We start from the raw sequence: 18,360 nt of genomic DNA on the forward strand, positions 1-18,360 counted from the left end.
CGCCTGCCGCCGAGAAGCCGGCGTAGCTGCCGACTGGTCCGTCCGCCGACCGGTCCGTCCCGGGCCCTGACCAGGCCGGCCCCTCCGTTCAGGGACCCGGGGCGGACGGTCTCCGATCAGCCGCGTTCGAACGGCGAGCGCACCGGGAAGTACGCGCCGAGGAAGGCGCGCAGCACGCGGTCCTGCTCGTCGGCGGGCACCTCGGCGTCCGCCGACTCGCCTATGCAGAACACGCTGTGGCTACGGGTGGCCAGCATGCGGCTGAGCCGGGTGTGATGGGTGTAGTCGCCCGCGTTGACGAAGGAGCACGAGAGGGACGCCGGGGTGGAGCGACCCGTCAGGTAGCCGTAGTGGTGGTGCAGGGATGACGCCACCGACAGATCCGTGGTTGCGCGGAACCGACTGGCCGCGGTGGTTGCGATCTCCTCCGGGAACTTCTCGGCGATCTCCGCCATGACACTGCGCCGCAGCGGATGCGGGGCGTGCAGGAACCCGTGGGTGGCGGTGCGGCCGTACTCCCGCTGGAGCAGGCTGCGGTTGTTCTTCGCCGCGGCGAAGTACCCCTCGTCGTCCTCGGAGAGCCGGCTGGGCGGGACGGCGGTCGGCGAGCGGAAGAAGTGGGCCGTGCCGTTGCTCTGGAAGAACGAGCGCGGGGTGAGCGGACGTCCGAGGAAGACGTCGTCGTTGAAGTAGAGGAAGTGTTCCGACAGGCCGTCGATGCGGTGGAGTTGGCTTTCGATGGCGTGTGAGTTGAAGGTGGGCAGGTGCGCGGGGTCGTCGAAGATCTCGCGGTGGCTGACGACCTTGATGCCGGGCTGGGAGGTGTCCAGCCAGGACGGGGTCTGGTCGTCGGTGACGAGGTAGACGTTGCGGACCCACGGTGCGTACATCGCCAACGACCGCAGCGAATACCGCAGTTCGTCGCGGTTGCGGAAGCGCACGTCGCCGCTGTCCGCACCGCCGTCGGCGAGTCCCGCGGCGCGCTTGGCGGCGTCGCGGCGCTCGCGCCACGCCGGATCGGTGTCGTCGACCCAGGTGTAGACGACGTCGATGGGGAAGGTGACGTCCCACATGAGATCGTCGGTGAAGGCGGCGACGGTCGGGTGGTCGCGCTCACCGACGCGGAGGGTCGCACCCGCTTCCAGCGACGGGAGCCGCGGGCCGAGGAGGGTGGAGCCGCGGGGCGTGCTGCGCCAGCCGGGCAGCTCCTCGTCCTCGGCGTTCTCGGTCCAGAACTCCACGGTGCAGCCGAACGCGGGCCCGTAGCGCAGGGTGCGGCTCTCGGTGGTCAGCGGTTTGAAGACGCGCAGGCCCGCCACATCGCCGGCCTCGCGCAGCCGTTCGGCGAGTACGGCGCCGGGCGCGGCCCCGCGCGGGGTGATCAGTTCCGCGTAGACGGGCTTGCCGTGCAGCTCGGCGGCAAGGGCCTCGAGGACCTGCTCGCGACGCTCGACCTCGACGGCGACGCGGTAGGAGGTCCCGCCGTCGCGCAGCAGGACGTAGGGGATGCCGTGGGCGGCCAGTGCGGCGGTGGCGATCTCCAGGTTCCACTCGGCCATGCGCGGTGCGAGGACGTCGTCGCGCACCTCCGCCAGCCGGCCGGCGGAGCGCACGAGGGTGCCGCTGCGGTCCTGGGCCTGGAGCAGCACCTCGCGCGCCTTCTGCTCGTCGGCGGATCCGGAGAGCACGCTGATGGGCGCGGCCACGTTGAAGCTGCGACTGCCGCCGGCCGCGATGCGGCGGGCGGTGCGGTCGGCGCGGTCGGCCAGCCGCTGAGGATCATCGCGACGGGCCACCAGGCGTGTGAAGAGCTTCTCCCAGCGCGCGGTGATCTTCTCGGCCGCGAAGCGCTCGTGGACGCCCTCGCGGGCGGCCCTGCCGTACGCCCGCCGGGTCTCGTCGTCGCCCATCAGCTTGTCCATGGCGACGGCGAGGGAGTCCTTGTCGCCGGCCGGGACGAGCAGGCCGTCGACGCCGTGCCGGACGATCTCGGCCGGGCCGGTGACGATGTCGTAGGCGATGACCGGCACACCGGCGGCGAATACCTCCAGCAGCACGAGCGGAAACGCTTCGTTGCGGGAGGGCAGCAGCGCCAGACCGGCCTTGGCCCACTCCTGTTCCATATCGGGCGAACGGCCCAGGAGCTGGACGCGGTCGTGCAGGGCCAGGCCGTCGATGATGCGCCGCAGACGCACTTCCTGTGGTCCGTCGCCGAAGATCCGCATCGACCAGTCGGGGTATTGGTCGGCCAGGGTGGCGAACGCCTCGATGGCATGGTCGAGTTGCTTCTCCGGCGTCATGCGGGCGGCCAGCACGATGGTCTTGCCGTCCAGGTCGGAGCGCGGTCGGAAGCCGCTGGGGACGGCGTTGGGGACGACCGCCAACTCGGGGGCCGTGTCGCCGAGCGAGTCGGCGAACCAGTCGTTGGTGCGCTCGGTCAGGGACACCAGCGCATCGATCCGAGGCGCGTACACCAGCAGCGGCTCACCGCTGACGCCGCGCAGTTGGGAGGCGCGGTGCTCCTGGTGGACGGTGACGACACGGGAGGGCACCAGTTCGGCCGCGGCGGCCATCAGCGCGGGCGTGGTGGTGACCAGCACGTCGGTGTCCAGCGAGCCCAGCGCGGCGGTCATCTCGATGTCGGTGAGCCGGTCGAAGGTGGCCTCCCAGGCGGGCTTGATCAGCTCGCTGGGCAGGGAGGTGAGCGTGCGGCATGCCTGCTCGTCCAGGCCGCTGTCGCGCACCGGGCGGCCGTACGGGCCGGTGCGGTCGACGAGGTACCGGCGGGGAATCGCGCGCCCGGCGGTGAAGAAGGGTTCCTCCCGGGTCTTGAGGACGCTCAGGACCTCCACTTCGTGACGCGGGGCCAGATGTGCCGCCTGGGTGTAGGTGGCCATCTCGGTGCCACCCATCTCGTCGCCCCAGGTGAGCAGGAACGTGATCTTCATCAGGCGGTTTCCTCGTTGGTGGTGAAGGGAGCACAGCTGACCGCGAAGGTGCCGGCCGCGGAGAGGTGGGCGTGCACGCGCAGCAACGCACCGTCCTCCGTGGCGATCGTCCGGAACGGGGTGCGGAAGACCTTCTTGGGGCGGCGCACATCGGTCAGCCGACGCGCGATCTTGATGCGGGTCCGTCCGCGGCGCAGCTGGAAGTCCCACATGCGCTGGGTCCGGACGTCGCGGGTCATGGCGGCGAGCGGGACGTCGAAGGCGAAGCGGTCGCCGTCCCAGGTGGGGGTGACGGCGACGACCGTTCCCGAGCCGCGGCGCACCGCCTCCACCGAGTAGTCGCCGGGCGGCAGGCCGGCGGCGAGCAGGCGGCCGTGCACGGTGATCCGGTCCCAGCGCAGGTCGAAGCGGATCAGTTCGGCGTGCTCACGCGGCCCGGTCACCTTGAGCATGGCGTGGCCGTCGACGGACCGCACGGGCCGGAAGGTGGCGCCACTGGTCGCGCTGGGCGGGCTGGGGAGCGTGGGGCCGTCCGCGGCCGGTACGCCCGGTGCTGCGATCGCGTGGCGGAACTTCTGTCCGTCGGCGCCGAGTGCCGCGATGGTCAACCGCCAGATGCCGTCGTCGAGTCGGGGGCCGGGGGCGGCGGGGTCGTCGTGCCGTGCGTGCCGCAACGGCGCGGTAGCGGTGAGCAGGAGCCGGCCGTCGGGCTGCGGCTCCCGTTCCAGGACGACGCTGTGCCGGCGGCCCCGGCGCTCCAGTACGAGGCGGGCCTCCGTCACGTCCGCGGCACTCCCGGGCCAGGGCACCGCGAGGTTGAGGGTGCGGCCGGCAAGGACCGAGAGGTGGACCGGGCGGACGGTGGGCCGGGGGCGGGTGCGGGCGCCGAGCGCCGGAACGGTGTTGATCTGCTCCACACGGCGGCGGATGCGGCCCGCGGTACGGCGGGCACGCTTGGCCGCCGCCACTGCGTGGGACAGCAGGGCTTCACTCATGGCGCTTCGTCATCTCTCCTCTTGGCCCGGTGGCCAGCGCTCAGTGTCAAACATGTGCATGGCGGTGGCAAAAAAATGCCCTGATTCACCGCGATCAAGTGATTTGAATCACTCGCGACCCCATGCATCCCCCTCGCCCGATTTGCCCTCTTCCGCGCCAGTAGGGCAAGATCACCTTAATGTTTATTTACGTTTCGTGCTAAAGGTAGTGCACTGGTAAAGTTACTTTTTCTGGCGCAAAACGGTATTTGTGACCGGGGGACTCGAGAGGGAATGAAGCAGATCGAGAGTGCGCGGCCCGCGGAGCGGAGCGCAGCAGGAGCCAGGCGCCAGCACACGCCGCGCGCGGCCGGGGCGGTCCCCGGAGGCGACGGCGGGGTCAACACCGAGGCGTCGCCCGTCGTCGCCGTCTACCGCAAGGTCGTCCCCAAGCGGGTGCGTCGAGCGGTGGCCGGCCGGTATTCCCCCGAAATGCGGCGCAACGTCAAGCGGTTGGTCAGCGCCGCGGCGGTCGGCCGCAGCGTCCAGCGGGCGGGCTGCGCCGGCCTTGCCGCGCAGCAGCGCGTCCTGGTCGAGGCCGCGCAAGGCGTCGTACTGGCCGTGGACGGCCGGCCGCGAATCGCCTGCGTCGAGGAGCGGCTCTCGCCGGAGACGGCCCGACGTGCCAACCTCGGCGCGGTCACCGCGGCCCTGGAGGCCGCCGACATCGACCACTTCTGTGTGCGCGCCGAGACCGGCGGGACCACGGTGGCCGTCTCCGCCGAGGACCGGGGACGCGCGCTGCGTGCCCTCGCGGAGTTCTGCCGGACGCGTCCGGCGTACTTCGGTCCGCAGGGTGAGGACGGCGGGCGTGTCATCCCCGCCTACCGGATCGCCGGTTGGCGGCGTTACGTCAAGGCGACGTCGCTGCGCCTGTTCTCGTACCGCACCGATCCGACCCACCGTCTCGTCCTGGGTCCGGAGCACGGCTGCGACATCGAGTTCTGGAAGCGCGAAGGTGACCGGCTGATCGCTCCGCGACGCAATTCCATCACGGAGTCCGTCCCCGCCCAGGCTCCCTACCTCCGGGTCCCCATGGCCGACTTCACCGCTCCCCACGGGACGCGGGACGCCTCACCGGTGCGGGTGCGCACCCGTGAGGAGTTCACCATGGCCGTGCCCCAGGACGTCACCTTCCCCATCGACGTCGTCTACACCTGGGTCGACGGCGCCGACCCCCTGTGGCAGCGCCGCCGGGCCGAGTTCGCCGGCACGGCGTACCACGAGGAGGCGGCCAACGCCGCGCGCTACGCCGACCACGAAGAACTGCGGTACTCGCTGCGGTCGTTGGCGATGTACGCACCGTGGGTCCGCAACGTCTACCTCGTCACCGACGACCAGACCCCGTCCTGGCTGGACACCTCCCAGCCCGGCATCAAGGTCGTCAGCCACCGCGAGATCTTCGACGACCCCGCGCACCTGCCCACCTTCAACTCGCACGCCATCGAAAGCCAACTCCACCGCATCGACGGCCTGTCGGAACACTTCCTCTACTTCAACGACGACGTCTTCCTCGGCGCCGAGCTGACCCCCAGGGACTTCTTCCTCGCCAACGGGCTGACCAAGTTCTTCCCCTCGCCCGCCCTCGTCCCGCTCGGACCGCCCTCGCCGGACGACGTACCGGTCTCCATCGCGGGAAAGAACAACCGCGCGCTGATACAGGAACGCTTCGGTACGACCCCCGTGCGCAAGATGCGTCACGTCCCGCACGCGCTGAGACGGAGCGTCCTGGCAGAGATCGAGCAGGAGTTCGGCGAGCAGCACCGCATGACGGCCGCACAGCGGTTCCGCAGCGGTACGGACCTCTCCATTCCCTCGTCCCTCCACCACTACTACGCCTTCCACACCCGGCGGGCGCTGCCCGGCGACGTGGAGTACGTCTACCTCGACGTCTCCCACCCCAACACCGCCAACCGGCTCGACCGGCTCCTCCTCAAGCGCGACAAGGGGGTGTTCTGCCTCAACGACACCCTCTCCACCGAGGACGACTTCGAGCGGAGCGCCGCGTTGCTGCGCCCGTTCCTGGAGTCGTACTTCCCGGTGCCCAGCCGCTACGAACTACCCCGCTGACCCGCGAGAGAGCTCCTGTGCGACCACAGCCCACCCGCCGCACCCTCGTTGCCGGCCTCGCCGCCCTCACCGCGGCGGGGTGCAGCGGCGCCACGCGGACGGTCTCCCCGCCGTCCGCCAGACGCGGCGCGGTGGCTGCGGCGGAGGACGGCCGGAACGGCAGCCGGGTCATGCAGATACTCGCCCACCCGGACGACGACCTGTACTTCATGAACCCCGAGGTCCAGCAGACCATCGGGGCCAACGACCAGCTCGTCAGCGTCTATCTGAACTGCGGCGAGACCGGTGGCGTCAACAAGGTGCCGGGCCAGCCGCGGCCCAAGCCCAATCTCGCCATGTACGCGGGCGCCCGCCGCCAGGGCCTGCGCCAGGCATACGCGCTCATGGCGACCGGCGACCCGCACGCGGGCTGGGGGATGCAGGCACTGGCACTGCCCGACGGCACGCTCGTCGAAGTGAACACCCTGGCCGGCCACCCCGGCATCCAGCTGGTCTTCTTGGGCGTGCACCAGCACTCCGGCTCCGGGCGCGGCCGCAAGCGCGGCCTGCCCGACCTGTGGGCGGACCCCACCATGGTCACCAGCACGCTGGTCAGCACGGGCTCTCCCGTGCGCCTCTCCCAGAAAGTCACCCGGTCCAAACTGATCGACGTTCTCGTTCAGCTCCTCGACCGGTACCGGCCCACGCTGGTGCGGACCCTCGATCCGGACCCGGACATGCAGGTGCACGACGCACGGCACCGGCGCCACCACGACCAGGCCGGCTACTCCGACCACCCCGACCACACGGCCGCCGCGCTCTTCACCTACGCGGCCCTCGCACGCTACAAGGGCCCCGGCGACGGCCGCCTCCACGCCGTCACGGCATACCGCGGCTACTACAACGAGCGCTGGCCCGACAACCTTCCCGCACAGCTCATCCGCGACAAGGCCGAGGCGCTCAACGCCTATGGTGGCGCCCCGGATTCCTGTACCTTCCCCGGCGGCTGCGGAGACTACGACGTCGGCCGGAACCGCTCCTACCGCACCGGCTGGCTGCAGCGCACCAGCCTGCGCTATCCCACCGCCGCCCCGCAGGTACGGCAGGCCGCCGACGGGCGACTGACCGCGTTCGCCGTGCTCGCCGGGCAGGCCGTCAGATGGCAGGAGACCGGCCGGGGCAGCGGCACCTGGACCTCGCCGGAACTCCTGGGCGGCGACGGACTGTTGCCGGGGCTGTCCGCCACCCTCACCGAAGACGGTCGCTGGCAGCTGTTCGCCGAGCGCATCGCGGCCCTGGGCCCCAAGGCACCGGACAACCGCCGCGAGATCATCATGACCGAACAGTCCGTTCAGGGCGGCCCGTTCCGCGCCTGGACCTCGCTCGGCACCCCCGACCGCACGCCCGATCACGGACGCCGGGTCGGCGGTCCCGTCGTGACCCGGGGCGCCGACGGGACGACGTGGCTCTTCGCCCGCAACTGGGCCAAGTCCGTCTCCGCCCGTCAACTGCGCGGCGACGGTACCTGGGACGACTGGACGGACCTGGCCGCCGCGGAGGTTCAGGAGGGACTTACGGCCGTCACCGACGGCAAGGGATGTGTCCACGTCTTCGGGTCCGGCCACAACACCGTCCACCACTGGCAACAGGAGTACCCCGGGGGGAAGTTCTTCCTCCGCCGCACCGGCCTGCCGAGCCCGGCGGATCCGCCCACCGCGCTGGCCCGGCCCGACGGCTCGCTCCTCCTCGCGTTCCGCGAGGCCAAGTCCGCCCGCCCGCTCGTCCACCGTCTTCCGGCCGGCGGCGGGGCCTGGCGCGGCGAACGCGTCGGTCTGGTCGCCCGCGGATACGGGGCACTCGCCCTGCACCCCACTGACGACGGCGTGCTCCTGGCCGCCCGCAACAACGACGGCACCACCAGCCTGGCCACTCTTGGCGCCGGGCCCGCCCCACGGTGGCAGACCATCGGCGGCGCGGTGGTCGGCGCCGCCACCCTGGCCTCCGATTCCGCCGGTCATCCCGTCCTCGCCCGTCTGGCGCCGAACGCGACGCTGACGACTGCGCGGGTGCCCCGCAACCGTCGCTGACCAGGAAGCCTGCGAGAGGAAGGCTGGACGCAGCAGATTCGGGTGCGCCCGAATTCCCCCGGCGTGCCCGGACGTCCCGTCCGCCCCCCGGCTGCTCTGTGCGCCGGGCCGGTGGCGGTGGGGCGTGTCCGGGTGCGTAGCTCATCGTTCTCATCACACAAGCAGATCTCCATTCCTTGAGGAGCCTTGATGCGACGAGTTCTGACGGCAGTGGGTATGGCCGCGGCTGCGGTGACGCTGGGGTCGGCTGCCGGAGCCCACGCCGCCGACGTACCGAAGACCCCCGACCTGGGCGGGCTGTCCAACGTGGACTCCGACAGCCTGGGGAGCGCGGCGGACGGGGCCGCGCAGCAGGTGACGCACGTCGCGGGCGGGGCCCAGGGCACGGTCGTCGACAAGGTGGTGCCCGCGGCGAGCGACGCCGCCGGCGGGGCCGCGTCGAAGCTGACGCCGACGGCCGCGGAGACGGCGGGGACGGCCGCCGGAACCACCGGGGGGCTGCTGGGTGAGGCGGCGCAGGCGGGCACCGCCGGCGGCGGACTGCTCGGTGGGCTGCCGACGGAGGGGCTGTCCCAGCACGGACACGGGCACGGCCACGGGATGTCCGGGCACAAGAAGGGGCACGGGCACGGGCCGGCCGAGGCGCTGTCCGGGAAGGCGCTGACGGACGCGGTGTCCGGGGACGCGCTGGGCGGCGGCCTGCCCACGAAGGAGCTGCCCACGAAGGGGCTGCCGTCGACGGACCAGCTGCCGGTCAAGGGACTGGCCGGCCTTGGCTGACGCGGCGGATGCCGCCTGGGCCCCGCCCCGCCCCCGCCTGCTCAGGGGGCCGGGGCGGGGCCTTTGGTGTACGGGTAGGGGGCCGGGGTTGATGGGTGGCAGTAGTCTCGTGGCTTCCCGGGCAGTGACATGAGGGGGCGCCGAGGTGCTGAAGCACTACTACCGGCTGGTGTATTGGAAGCGGCGGATCGGGCGGGCGCTGGGGTGGCGCCGCCGTCCCGGGACGGGGCGTGTGCGGTGCGGGCCGGGGGCGTCCCGTGGGAGCGGGTGGCGAGACGGGCGGGTGCGTCGGCTGATGGAGCGGGCGCGGCCGTTGCTGGTTTTTGTGGTGCTGGTGCTGATCGTGGTGTTGGCGTCGGCGCTGCTGGGGTGGCGGGACGACACCTTCGGTGCCGGGCACCGGGAGGGTGGGGTGACCGTCCGGCCGTCCGGCGGGGTCGGGACCGGAGTGTTCACGGTGTCCTGCAGGTCGCGGGACGGGGCGTGTGCGGTGCGGGGCGGGGGAGCGGAGGGGGCGGTTGCGGGCGTCGGGTGAGTGAGGGGTGAGGGGTGGGGCCCGCCCGCATTGTCCGGGCGGAGCGGCCCCTCGTGCCCCTCATGGTGTCGGGGTTCAGGAGTGCTGGGCCCTGTCGTAGAGGTTCCTGGCGTCGGTGCCGAAGTACGGGCCGAACATGGTGTTCGGGAGGAGCTGGTAGCCGAAGCTGTTCACCGAGGACTGCAGGCCGGTGCCGGTCCGCGGGTTGAACGAGGTGAACCAGGGGCCGCCGCTGGAACCGCCGGTCATGTTGCAGGGGAGGCCGTGGTCGGTGGAGAGCAGTGGGTCCCTGAGGGTCTTTCCGGAGCAGTAGATGAGCTTGCTGCCGTCGTAAGGGGCGGCGGCGGGGTAGCCGAAGGCGTACGTCTGCCTGCCGTAGCCGGAGTTGAAGGACAGGCCCTGGCCGCCGACGGTGTCGGTGAGCCTGCGGCCGCCGAGGGGCGCGACGACCGCGGCGCCCACGTCGTGGTCGAGGTCCTCGCGGGCCGCCCACTGGGGGGTGGCGAGGGTCTTCGTCGCGCGCCATTTCCCGTACGGGGCCCAGCCGTCGTGGTAGCCGGGGACGAACACCCAGTGGGTGTGCCAGCTGCCGGTCAGCTTCACGCAGTGGCCGGCGGTCAGCACCGTGCTCTTGTTGGCGCTGGTCACCGCGTCGCCGGAGCAGGAGGCCGGGCGCCCCTGGTAGGTGAAGAAGACCCGGCCGGTGGTGTGGGTGACCGCGCCGCGGGCCGTCCAGGGGCCGCCGGTCTCGACGCCGGGGAGCAGGGGTGGCAGGGGTGGGAGAGACGGCAGTTGCGGGAGCTGGGGTTGGGGGAGATTGGGGAGGGTGGGGAGGATGTTCTCAGGGGTGCTGCGGGGGACCGTGGTCCTGTGGACTGCTGTGGTGGAACGGGGTGGGCGGTCGAGTGGGGCGAGTGGGGTGGCCGAGCGCATCCGGTCGGCGGTCCAGAAGGTGTCGAGGCTTGGGGCGGCGAGGGTGGCGGGAGCGGGGGCGGGGCGGCTGGGGCGTGGGGTGGCGGCGCCGGCCCGGCCGGCGGGGAGCAGCAGGGCGAGCAGTGCGGTGGCGGCAACGGCCCGTATGGCGGCGGGAGTTGGGCGCATGTGTCACTCCGATCGATAGGGGCGGATCGGAGCAGCCAGGCTGCCACCGGGGGCGGTGGGGTGGCAGGGGGCACGGTGTGGAGTGGGAGTGAGGGATCGGCGACCGGGGGCCTCCTCCCGGGGCGCTGTGGAGGCGTTCCCGGGGGGCGATACCTGTGGGTCAGGCGCCCGTCGCCCCTATGCGGGTGGCCGTGCCGCTGACGTGGGAGCGGGGGTCGCCGGGGCGCAGGTCGACGGTGAGGAGGCCGGGGCGGCCGAGGTCGTGGCCCTGGTGGAGGGTGAGGGTGGCGGGGGTGGTGGTCAGGCCCAGGGCGCGGGTGTACGCGCCGAAGGCGGCGGCCGCGGCGCCCGTCGCCGGGTCCTCCACCACGCCGCCGACCGGGAACGGGTCGCGGACGTGGAAGACCGTGTCGCTCTCCCGCCAGACCAGCTGAAGGGTCGTCAGGTCGAGGCGGCGCATCAGGGTGGCCAGGCGGTCGAAGTCGTAGGCGAGCTCGGCCAGTCGCTCGCGGGTGGCGGCGCCGAGGACCAGGTGGCGGGCGCCGGCGTAGGCGATGCGGGGCGGCAGCGCGGGGTCGAGGTCGGCGGCCGGCCAGTCCAGGGCGGCCAGCGCCTCGGTGAGGTCGGCCGGGGCGATCGGCTCGATGTGCGGCTCGACGCTGGTGAGGGTGGCCCGCAGGGCGCCGTCCTGCCGGGTGACGGTGACCGGGACCGGGCCCGCCTGGGTGGCGAAGACCAGCTCGCCGGGGCCCTGCCGCTCGGCCAGGGCGACCGCGGTGGCGACCGTGGCGTGGCCGCAGAAGGCGACCTCGGCGAGCGGACTGAAGAACCGGATGGTGAACGCCCGGCCGGGCTCGCCCAGGCCCTCGGGCGGCGCGGTGAGGAACGCGGTCTCGGAATAGCCGAGTTCGGCGGCGATGGCCAGCTGCGCGGCGTCGTCCAGCCCGGTGGCGTCCAGGACGACGCCGGCCGGGTTGCCCCCCGCGGGGTCGGCGGAGAAGGCGGTGTAGCGGAGGATCTCGGGGGTGCGGGCGGTGTCCCCGGCGGCGGTGTCGGCAGTCATGATCCGGTAACCATCCGCCACCGCCCGGCTATTCCCGGGCGGGACGCGGCCCGCGGCCCATGGCTCGTGGCCCGCGGCCCGCGGTGCGTCAGCCCCGCCCGACGTACGGCATGGTGGTCGCCATCACCGTCGCGAACTGCACATTGGCCTCCAACGGGAGCGCCGCCATGTGCACGACCGTACGGGCCACGTCGGCCGCGTCCATCATCGGTTCGACCTCGGTGCGGCCGCTGGCCTGGAGGATGCCGCTCTGCATCCGGCCGGTCATCTCGGTGGCCGCGTTGCCGATGTCGATCTGGCCGCAGGCGATGCGGTACGGACGGCCGTCCAGGGAAAGTGACTTGGTGAGGCCGGTCATCGCGTGCTTGGTGGCGGTGTACGCGATCGAGTGCGGCCGCGGCACATGGGCGGAGAGGGAGCCGTTGTTGATGATCCGGCCGCCCTGCGGGTCCTGCTCCCTCATCGTGCGGAACGCGGCCTGGGCACACAGGAAGGCGCCGTTGAGGTTGACGTCGACCACCGCCCGCCAGTCCTCGTAGGAGAGTTCCTCCAGCGGGACCGGCGGGCCGAACGCGCCGGCGTTGTTGAAGAGCAGGTCCAGCCGGCCGAAGCGGTCGCGGATCGCGGTGAACAGGGCGGTGACCTCGTCGGGGCGGGTGACGTCGGTCGGGACGGGCAGCACGGCGGGGCCCTCGATGCCCGCGTAGCCCACCTGGCGTGCGGTCTCCTCCAGCGCCTCGGCACGCCGGCCGGCCAGCACCACCGTCCAGTTGTCGGCGGCCAGCGCCAGCGCGACCGCCCGGCCGATGCCCGAGCCCGCGCCGGTGACCAGCGCCACCTTCCGGCCCGCCGCGCCGTCCTCCCGGGCCTCCCGGGGCACCGGGGCCGTCCGCGGGGTGCGGCCCCGGGAGGCGGGTGCCGGGAGGGTCGGCCGGGCCGCGGTCGCAGTGCCGCCCACCTGCCCGGCCCGTGCCACCGGTGTCGCCTGTGCCGCCCCTGCCCGCTCTGCGTCATATGCCATGTCGGCAGCGTAACGGCGGACGGGCCGCGAACCGGGCGCGAACAGGGCGCGAATCGGGCGCGAGCCGGACGATGCTGCCAGCAGCCGCGGATCGGGCGGCAGTTGACGGCGGGCCGGGGGCGGTGCGCCCTAGTCCGACCCCGACCCCGACCCCGACCCCGACCCCGACCCCGACCCCTACGGCGGACGTAGGACGTAGGACCCCTCCACCCCGGATCCGCCGGAAGGCCCAGGACCAAAGGACCGCCTCCGTTCGCCCCGTGCTGTGCGTCCCGCGTGCCACGATGAGGGCCGCCACCACCGAATCATGGAGACGCACATGACAGAGTCCGGTGCCCCCGCCACCGAGGCCCGGGACGACCGCCCCGAAAGACCCGCCATATCCGGGCGGGCCGCGCCCGCGGCACCGGTCGCCGCCCGCCGCACCAGCCTGCTCGTCACCCTCGTCCTCGGCGGGCTCACCGCCGTCCCGCCGCTCTCCATGGACATGTACCTGCCGGCGCTGCCGCAGGTCACCGCCGCCCTGCACAGCCCGGCCGCCACCGTCCAACTCACCCTCACCACCTGCCTGGCGGGCATGGCCCTGGGCCAGATGATCGTCGGCCCGATGAGCGACAAGTGGGGCCGACGGCGTCCGCTGCTGATCGGCATGGTCGTCTATGTGCTCGCCACCGCCCTGTGCGCCCTCGCCACCAACGCCGAAATCCTCATCGCCTTCCGGCTGCTCCAGGGGCTGGCCGGCGCGGCCGGCATCGTCATCGCCCGGGCCGTGGTGCGCGACCTGTACGACGGGGTGGCGATGGCCCGGTTCTTCGCCACGCTGATGCTGATCTCCGGGGTGGCGCCGGTGGTCGCGCCCCTGATCGGCGGCCAGATCCTCCGGGTCACCGACTGGCGCGGGGTCTTCGTGGTGCTGACCGTGGTCGGGCTGCTGCTGACGCTCCTCGTCTGGCGGCGGCTGGGCGAGACGCTGCCGCCGGAGCGCCGGCAGCCGGGCGGCCTCGGTCCGGCCCTGCGCACCATGCGCGACCTCCTCGCCGACCGGGTCTTCTCCGGCTATCTGCTGGTCGGCGCGTTCGCCTTCGCCGCGCTGTTCGCCTACATCTCGGCCTCGCCGTTCGTCGTCCAGGAGATCTACGGGGCCTCCCCGCAGACCTTCAGCCTGCTGTTCGGCCTGAACTCCGTCGGGCTGGTGGCGGTCGGCCAGATCAACGGCAAGCTGCTGGTCGGCCGGGTCGGCCTGGACAAGGTGCTGGGCACCGGCCTGGCGCTGATCGCGCTGGCCGGCGGCGCCCTGTTGCTGATGTCGTCCGGGGTCTTCGGCAAGGCCGGGCTGGTGCCGGTGGCCGCCGGGCTGTTCGTGCTGATGTCCTCGATGGGCCTGGTCATGCCGAGCACCAACACCCTGGCGCTGCTGCGCACCCCGCACGCGGCCGGCTCCGCCTCCGCGCTGCTCGGCACCTCGACCTTCCTGCTGGGCGCGGTGGCCTCGCCGCTGGTGGGGATCGCCGGCGAGCGGACGGCCGTTCCGATGGCGGTCGTCCAGCTGTCGTGTGCCGTTCTCGCGCTCGTGAGCTTCCTGGGAATGTGCCGTCCGTGGCAGCGTAAGGGGGAACGCACCGCCGGCGAGAGGACTGGGCTCTGAACGCACCGAACGCCCCGCGACTGCGGCCCGGCACACCCGCCGAGGCGGGACTGCACCCCGCCTGGATGGAGCGGCTGGTCAGTGGTGTGCGTACGCTGCCCGAGGGCCGTCCCCCGTGGTGCCCCGGCGCGGTGGTGCTGGCCGGCCGGGGCCCGGTGGTGGCGGCCGAGGCGGCGACCGGCTGGGCGGTGCGCTACCGCGCGTACGACCCCGGCCGCGACCGGGGGGTGGACCTGCCCCGGGACCGGTGGGAGCCGATGCGGATCGGCACGGTCTTCGATCTCGCCTCGCTGAGCAAGCTGTTCACCGCGATCGCCGCCGTCCAGCAGGCCGAGCGCGGCCGGCTGGCCCTCGACGCACCGGTCGCCGCCCACCTGCCGGCCTTCGCCCCCGGCATCACCGTCCGCGATCTGCTCCGGCACACCTCCGGCCTCGCGCCCGAGCTGCCCTTCTACGAGCACCGCGGCGGGCCCGACCCGCTGGCGCCGCTGTGGGCGGAGGCGGCCGCGCCCTCCGGCCCGTACGGCGTCCACCGCTACTCCGACCTCAATCTCATCGCCCTCCACCTCCTGCTGGAGCGGCTCACCGGCCGCCGCCTGGACGCCCTGGTCCGCGACGGCATCACCGGCCCGCTGGGCATGACCAGCACCTGCTACGGCCCGCTGGCGCCGCAGGGCGTGGCCGCCACCGAGGACCAGCGGCGGCCGTGGGCCAAGGCGGACCGCGGGCTGCTGCGCGGTGAGGTGCACGACGAGAACGCCTGGGCGCTCGGCGGCGTCGCCGGGCACGCGGGCGTCTTCTCCACCGCCCAGGACCTGGCCGTGCTGTGCCGGACGCTGCTCAACGGCGGCGGGTACGGCACCGCCCGGATCCTCGGACCGGCCGCGGTCGCCGCCCTGCTCGACCCGCCCGGCCTCGGATTCGCCGTCGACCAGCCGTACTTCATGGGCGAGCTGGCCGGCCGGGGCGCGGCCGGGCACACCGGCTTCACCGGCACCAGCCTCGTCCTGGACCGCGCCACCGACAGCTTCCTGGTGCTGCTCGCCAACACCGTCCACCCCCGGCGCCGGACCGGCGGCAGCGCGCCACGGGCGGCGGCCGCGACCCGGCTGGCCCGCGCGGTGAGCGCCGCCCCGAGCCGGCTCTGACACCGTCCCGGCCCGGCACGGCCCCGCCCGGAGCCCCCGTAGACTTTCCGGAATGCACGACGAACTGCGCGCCGCCCTGGCGGGCCTGCTCGACGGCCTGCCGCCCAAGCAGGCCGCGCAGGCCGTCGAGCGGCTGATCGCCAACTACCGCGGCCGCACCCCCACCGACGCCCCGGTGCTCCGGGACCGCGGCGACGTCGCCGCGTACGCCGCGTACCGCATGCCGGCCACCTTCGAGGCGGTACGGGCCGCGCTGGCCGCCTTCGCCGCCCGCGTCCCCGACTGGTCCCCGGCCACCCACGTCGACGTCGGCGGCGGCACCGGAGCGGCCACCTGGGCCACCGCCGCCACCTGGGACGGCCCGCGCAGCACGGTCCTGGACTGGGCGCAGCCCGCGCTCGACCTCGGCCGCGAACTGGCCGACGGAATCCTGCCGGACGTCACCTGGCGCCGGCAGGCCCTGGGCGACGGCCTCGCCCTCCCCGACGGCACCGACCTGGTCACCGTCTCCTACGTGCTGGGCGAGCTGCGGCCCGAGGACCGCCGCGCGGTGGTCGCCGCCGCGGCCGCCGCCCGCGCCGTCGTACTGATCGAACCGGGCACCCCGGAGGGCTATCTGCGGCTCCGCGAGGCCCGGGAGCAGCTGGTCGCCGCCGGACTGCGGATCGTCGCGCCGTGCCCGCACAGCGCCGCCTGCCCGATCGTCCCGGGGCAGGACTGGTGCCACTTCTCCGCCCGGGTCAGCCGCTCCTCGCTGCACCGCCAGGTCAAGGGCGGCTCGCTGGCCTACGAGGACGAGAAGTTCGGCTATGTCGCCGCCACCCGCCTGCCGGCCGAGCCGGCCGCGGCCCGGATCGTCCGCAAGCCGCAGATCCGCAAGGGCCAGGTGCTGCTGGAGCTGTGCACCGCGGACGAGGCCCTGCGCCGCGACACCGTCACCAAGCGGCACGGCGCCGCCTACCGCGAGGCCCGCGACGCGGCCTGGGGCGACGCCTGGCCGCACTGAGGCCGGTTCCGGTCCCCGAGGCCGCGGCCGCCCGCCGCCCCCGGGGACCGGATCGCGTCACGTGCTCCGGGTCCGTTCCCGCATCTTCTCCAGCAGCTCGCGCCGCTGTCGCTGCGGGTCCTGCTGCCCGGCCGCGCCCCGGCCGCGGCCGCCCGCACCGCCGCGCAGCGCACCCCGCGAGAGCTTGCTGCGGGTCCCGCCGATGCCCAGCATTCCGCCGGCATTTCCCTTGCTCATGAGGTGAGTTCCTTCCTGTGGGACCGGTGGGCCGTGCGGGGCCGCACGCGTGCCGCGCCCCACACCACGAGCGAGACGACTCGTCTCGCCCGGCAATGCCCCCATCCTCAAGCGAGACGATCCGTCTTGTCAAGACGATACGTCTCGCCTCTCTCTGACTACACTCCCACCCATGGCCAACAAAGCAGCCCCCGACGCCTCCCGCCGCAGCGAACGCTCCCGTCAGGCGATCTTCGAGGCCGCCCTCGCCCTGGTCGGCGAGGTCGGCTACGAGAAGCTCACCATCGAAGGCATCGCCGCCCGCGCCGGCGTCGGCAAGCAGACCATCTACCGCTGGTGGCCCTCCAAGGCCGCCGTCCTCCTCGACGCCTTCGGCGCCGTCGTCGACGCGTACGACCAGGAGGGCCTCCCCGACACCGGCGACCTCGCCGCCGACCTCAAGTTCGTGCTGCGCGCCACCGCCGACGAGTTCAACGACGCGGCCTGGCAGGCCCCCTACCGCGCCCTGGCCGCGGCCGGCGCCAACGACGAGGAGCTCTCCCGTACCTTCGTCGGCCGCCTGATGGAACCGGGCATCCGGGTCTACGTCGACCGGTTCCGGGCCGCCCGGGACGCCGGTGAACTGGACCCGGACACCGATCTCCGGATCGCCGCCGAGATGGTGCTGAGTCCCTTCTCACAGCGCTGGCTGATGCGCACCGGGGAGCTGACCCACGAGTTCGTCGACACCCTCGTCGACCAGGTGCTCCGCGGTCTGCGCCGGCGTACCTGACGTTCGGGGCGGGCGGGCGGCGTTGGCGTGAAATGCCCTGTTCGCCCGTACCGCGTTCACCCCGGATCCGCACACCGGTCACCTGGGGCCCGGGATGGTGGCAGCATTGACCCCAGACCACCGCTCGAAGTGAGGGGATTGATGGAACGCAAGAGCAGGTTCTCCCAGTGGCTGCGCCGGCCGAGGAGCGGAACGGGCGGCGATACGGACACGGGATCGGCGGCCGCGCGCGGCCGCGAGGACCTGCTGATGGCGGCGGTCGACGCGGGCTTCCCGGTCGCCCCCGCCGCGCACCCCTCCGGCTACGGCTGTTCCTGTGAGCGCATCGGCTGTCCCACCCCCGGCCGCCACCCCATCTCCTTCGGCTGGCAGACCGTCGCCACCACCGACCGCGCCAAGGTCGCCGCCTGGGTCCGCACCCTCCCGCAGGCCAACTTCATCACCGCCACGGGCATGGCCCACGATGTCCTCGACGTCCCCGTGGAGGCCGGCCGCAGCGCCCTCGGCCGGCTGGACGCGGCCGGTGTCGACGTCGGCCCGGTCAGCCTCAGCGGCGCCGGCTTCGGCGACGGCCGGATGCTCTTCTTCACCGCCACCCGCGGCACCCCCGACGACGAGGACGAGTGGTGGCCGTGCGAGCTGGACTGCCATCCCGAGACCCTCGACGAGCATCCCGGCTTCCGCTGGCACTGCCGCGGCAGCTACGTCCTCCTGCCGCCCTCCGCCCTCCCCGGCGACCAGCCCGCGGTGACCTGGCTGCGCGGCCCCGAGCTGGCGCTGCCGGACCCGCTGACGCTGCTTGCGACCCTCACCGACGCCTGCGCCGAGGTCATCGACCGCGAGGCCGACCACGAGACGCCGGCCTGGCCGATCGGCCGCTGACCCGCCGGGCGTTCCAGACGTACCAGGGGCCGCCGGTCGCCCGACGGCCCCT

15 protein-coding genes are annotated in these 18,360 nt (G+C 73.3%); 9 read left to right on the plus strand and 6 right to left on the minus strand.

Annotated elements, in window-relative coordinates:
* Positions 1-116 precede the first annotated feature (116 nt).
* Both ACRAS8_RS25270 and ACRAS8_RS25275 read right to left on the minus strand, forming a co-directional pair.
* Positions 117-2,948 carry a stealth conserved region 3 domain-containing protein gene (locus ACRAS8_RS25270; RefSeq protein ID WP_438488283.1) on the minus strand — a complete coding sequence of 944 codons (2,832 nt, stop codon included), beginning with the start codon at positions 2,946-2,948 and terminating at the stop codon, positions 117-119.
* A complete protein-coding gene (locus ACRAS8_RS25275) occupies positions 2,948-3,943 on the minus strand; it encodes a hypothetical protein (RefSeq protein WP_438488284.1) in 996 nt (331 codons plus the stop codon). Before ACRAS8_RS25275 ends, ACRAS8_RS25270 begins: the two co-directional genes overlap by 1 nt.
* A gap of 273 nt (positions 3,944-4,216) precedes the next feature.
* Between ACRAS8_RS25275 and ACRAS8_RS25280 the strand changes: the two genes are divergently transcribed.
* From ACRAS8_RS25280 to ACRAS8_RS25295, 4 genes are all read left to right on the plus strand, one after another.
* Entirely contained in the window at positions 4,217-6,052 is a 1,836-nt protein-coding gene (locus ACRAS8_RS25280) for a stealth family protein (RefSeq protein ID WP_438488285.1), read from the plus strand.
* Between the two features lie 17 nt (positions 6,053-6,069).
* Positions 6,070-8,118 carry a PIG-L family deacetylase gene (locus ACRAS8_RS25285; protein ID WP_438488286.1) on the plus strand — a complete coding sequence of 683 codons (2,049 nt, stop codon included), beginning with the start codon at positions 6,070-6,072 and terminating at the stop codon, positions 8,116-8,118.
* Positions 8,119-8,307: 189 nt separating this feature from the next.
* Positions 8,308-8,898 (plus strand): hypothetical protein, encoded by a 591-nt coding sequence (locus tag ACRAS8_RS25290; RefSeq protein WP_438488287.1) that lies wholly within the window; start codon positions 8,308-8,310, stop codon positions 8,896-8,898.
* Positions 8,899-9,043: 145 nt separating this feature from the next.
* On the plus strand, positions 9,044-9,433 hold the full coding sequence (locus ACRAS8_RS25295; RefSeq protein ID WP_438488288.1) for a hypothetical protein: 390 nt from the start codon (positions 9,044-9,046) through the stop codon (positions 9,431-9,433).
* Positions 9,434-9,508: 75 nt separating this feature from the next.
* Here the strand turns inward: ACRAS8_RS25295 and ACRAS8_RS25300 are convergent, their stop codons facing one another.
* The 3 genes from ACRAS8_RS25300 to ACRAS8_RS25310 all read right to left on the minus strand — a co-directional run bounded on the left by ACRAS8_RS25300 (position 9,509) and on the right by ACRAS8_RS25310 (position 12,618).
* Entirely contained in the window at positions 9,509-10,534 is a 1,026-nt protein-coding gene (locus ACRAS8_RS25300) for a trypsin-like serine peptidase (RefSeq protein ID WP_438488289.1), read from the minus strand.
* A gap of 160 nt (positions 10,535-10,694) precedes the next feature.
* On the minus strand, positions 10,695-11,597 hold the full coding sequence (locus tag ACRAS8_RS25305; RefSeq protein WP_438488290.1) for a PhzF family phenazine biosynthesis protein: 903 nt from the start codon (positions 11,595-11,597) through the stop codon (positions 10,695-10,697).
* Between the two features lie 88 nt (positions 11,598-11,685).
* On the minus strand, positions 11,686-12,618 hold the full coding sequence (locus ACRAS8_RS25310) for an SDR family oxidoreductase (RefSeq protein ID WP_438488291.1): 933 nt from the start codon (positions 12,616-12,618) through the stop codon (positions 11,686-11,688).
* Between the two features lie 319 nt (positions 12,619-12,937).
* On the opposite strand from ACRAS8_RS25310, the gene ACRAS8_RS25315 reads away from it, so the two are divergent.
* From ACRAS8_RS25315 to ACRAS8_RS25325, 3 genes are all read left to right on the plus strand, one after another.
* Positions 12,938-14,263, plus strand: coding sequence for a multidrug effflux MFS transporter (locus ACRAS8_RS25315; RefSeq protein ID WP_438488292.1), 1,326 nt, complete (start codon positions 12,938-12,940; stop codon positions 14,261-14,263).
* A 65-nt stretch (positions 14,264-14,328) separates the two neighbouring features.
* Positions 14,329-15,411: a serine hydrolase domain-containing protein gene (locus tag ACRAS8_RS25320; RefSeq protein WP_438488293.1), complete on the plus strand. Its 1,083-nt coding sequence runs from the start codon at positions 14,329-14,331 to the stop codon at positions 15,409-15,411.
* A 52-nt stretch (positions 15,412-15,463) separates the two neighbouring features.
* Complete coding sequence (locus ACRAS8_RS25325) at positions 15,464-16,417, plus strand: small ribosomal subunit Rsm22 family protein (protein ID WP_438488294.1); 954 nt, start codon at positions 15,464-15,466, stop codon at positions 16,415-16,417.
* 57 nt (positions 16,418-16,474) lie between these two features.
* Here ACRAS8_RS25325 and ACRAS8_RS25330 read toward each other — a convergent pair whose 3' ends face one another.
* Positions 16,475-16,654, minus strand: a complete 180-nt coding sequence (locus tag ACRAS8_RS25330; protein WP_438488295.1) for a DUF6243 family protein — start codon at positions 16,652-16,654, stop codon at positions 16,475-16,477.
* Positions 16,655-16,826: 172 nt separating this feature from the next.
* Between ACRAS8_RS25330 and ACRAS8_RS25335 the strand changes: the two genes are divergently transcribed.
* Both ACRAS8_RS25335 and ACRAS8_RS25340 read left to right on the plus strand, forming a co-directional pair.
* A complete protein-coding gene (locus tag ACRAS8_RS25335) occupies positions 16,827-17,426 on the plus strand; it encodes a TetR/AcrR family transcriptional regulator (protein WP_438488296.1) in 600 nt (199 codons plus the stop codon).
* 141 nt (positions 17,427-17,567) lie between these two features.
* On the plus strand, positions 17,568-18,308 hold the full coding sequence (locus ACRAS8_RS25340; RefSeq protein WP_438488297.1) for a bifunctional DNA primase/polymerase: 741 nt from the start codon (positions 17,568-17,570) through the stop codon (positions 18,306-18,308).
* The last annotated feature ends 52 nt before the right edge of the window (positions 18,309-18,360 follow it).

The organism is Streptomyces sp. S186, from assembly GCF_051603415.1.
GTDB lineage: Bacteria > Actinomycetota > Actinomycetes > Streptomycetales > Streptomycetaceae > Streptomyces.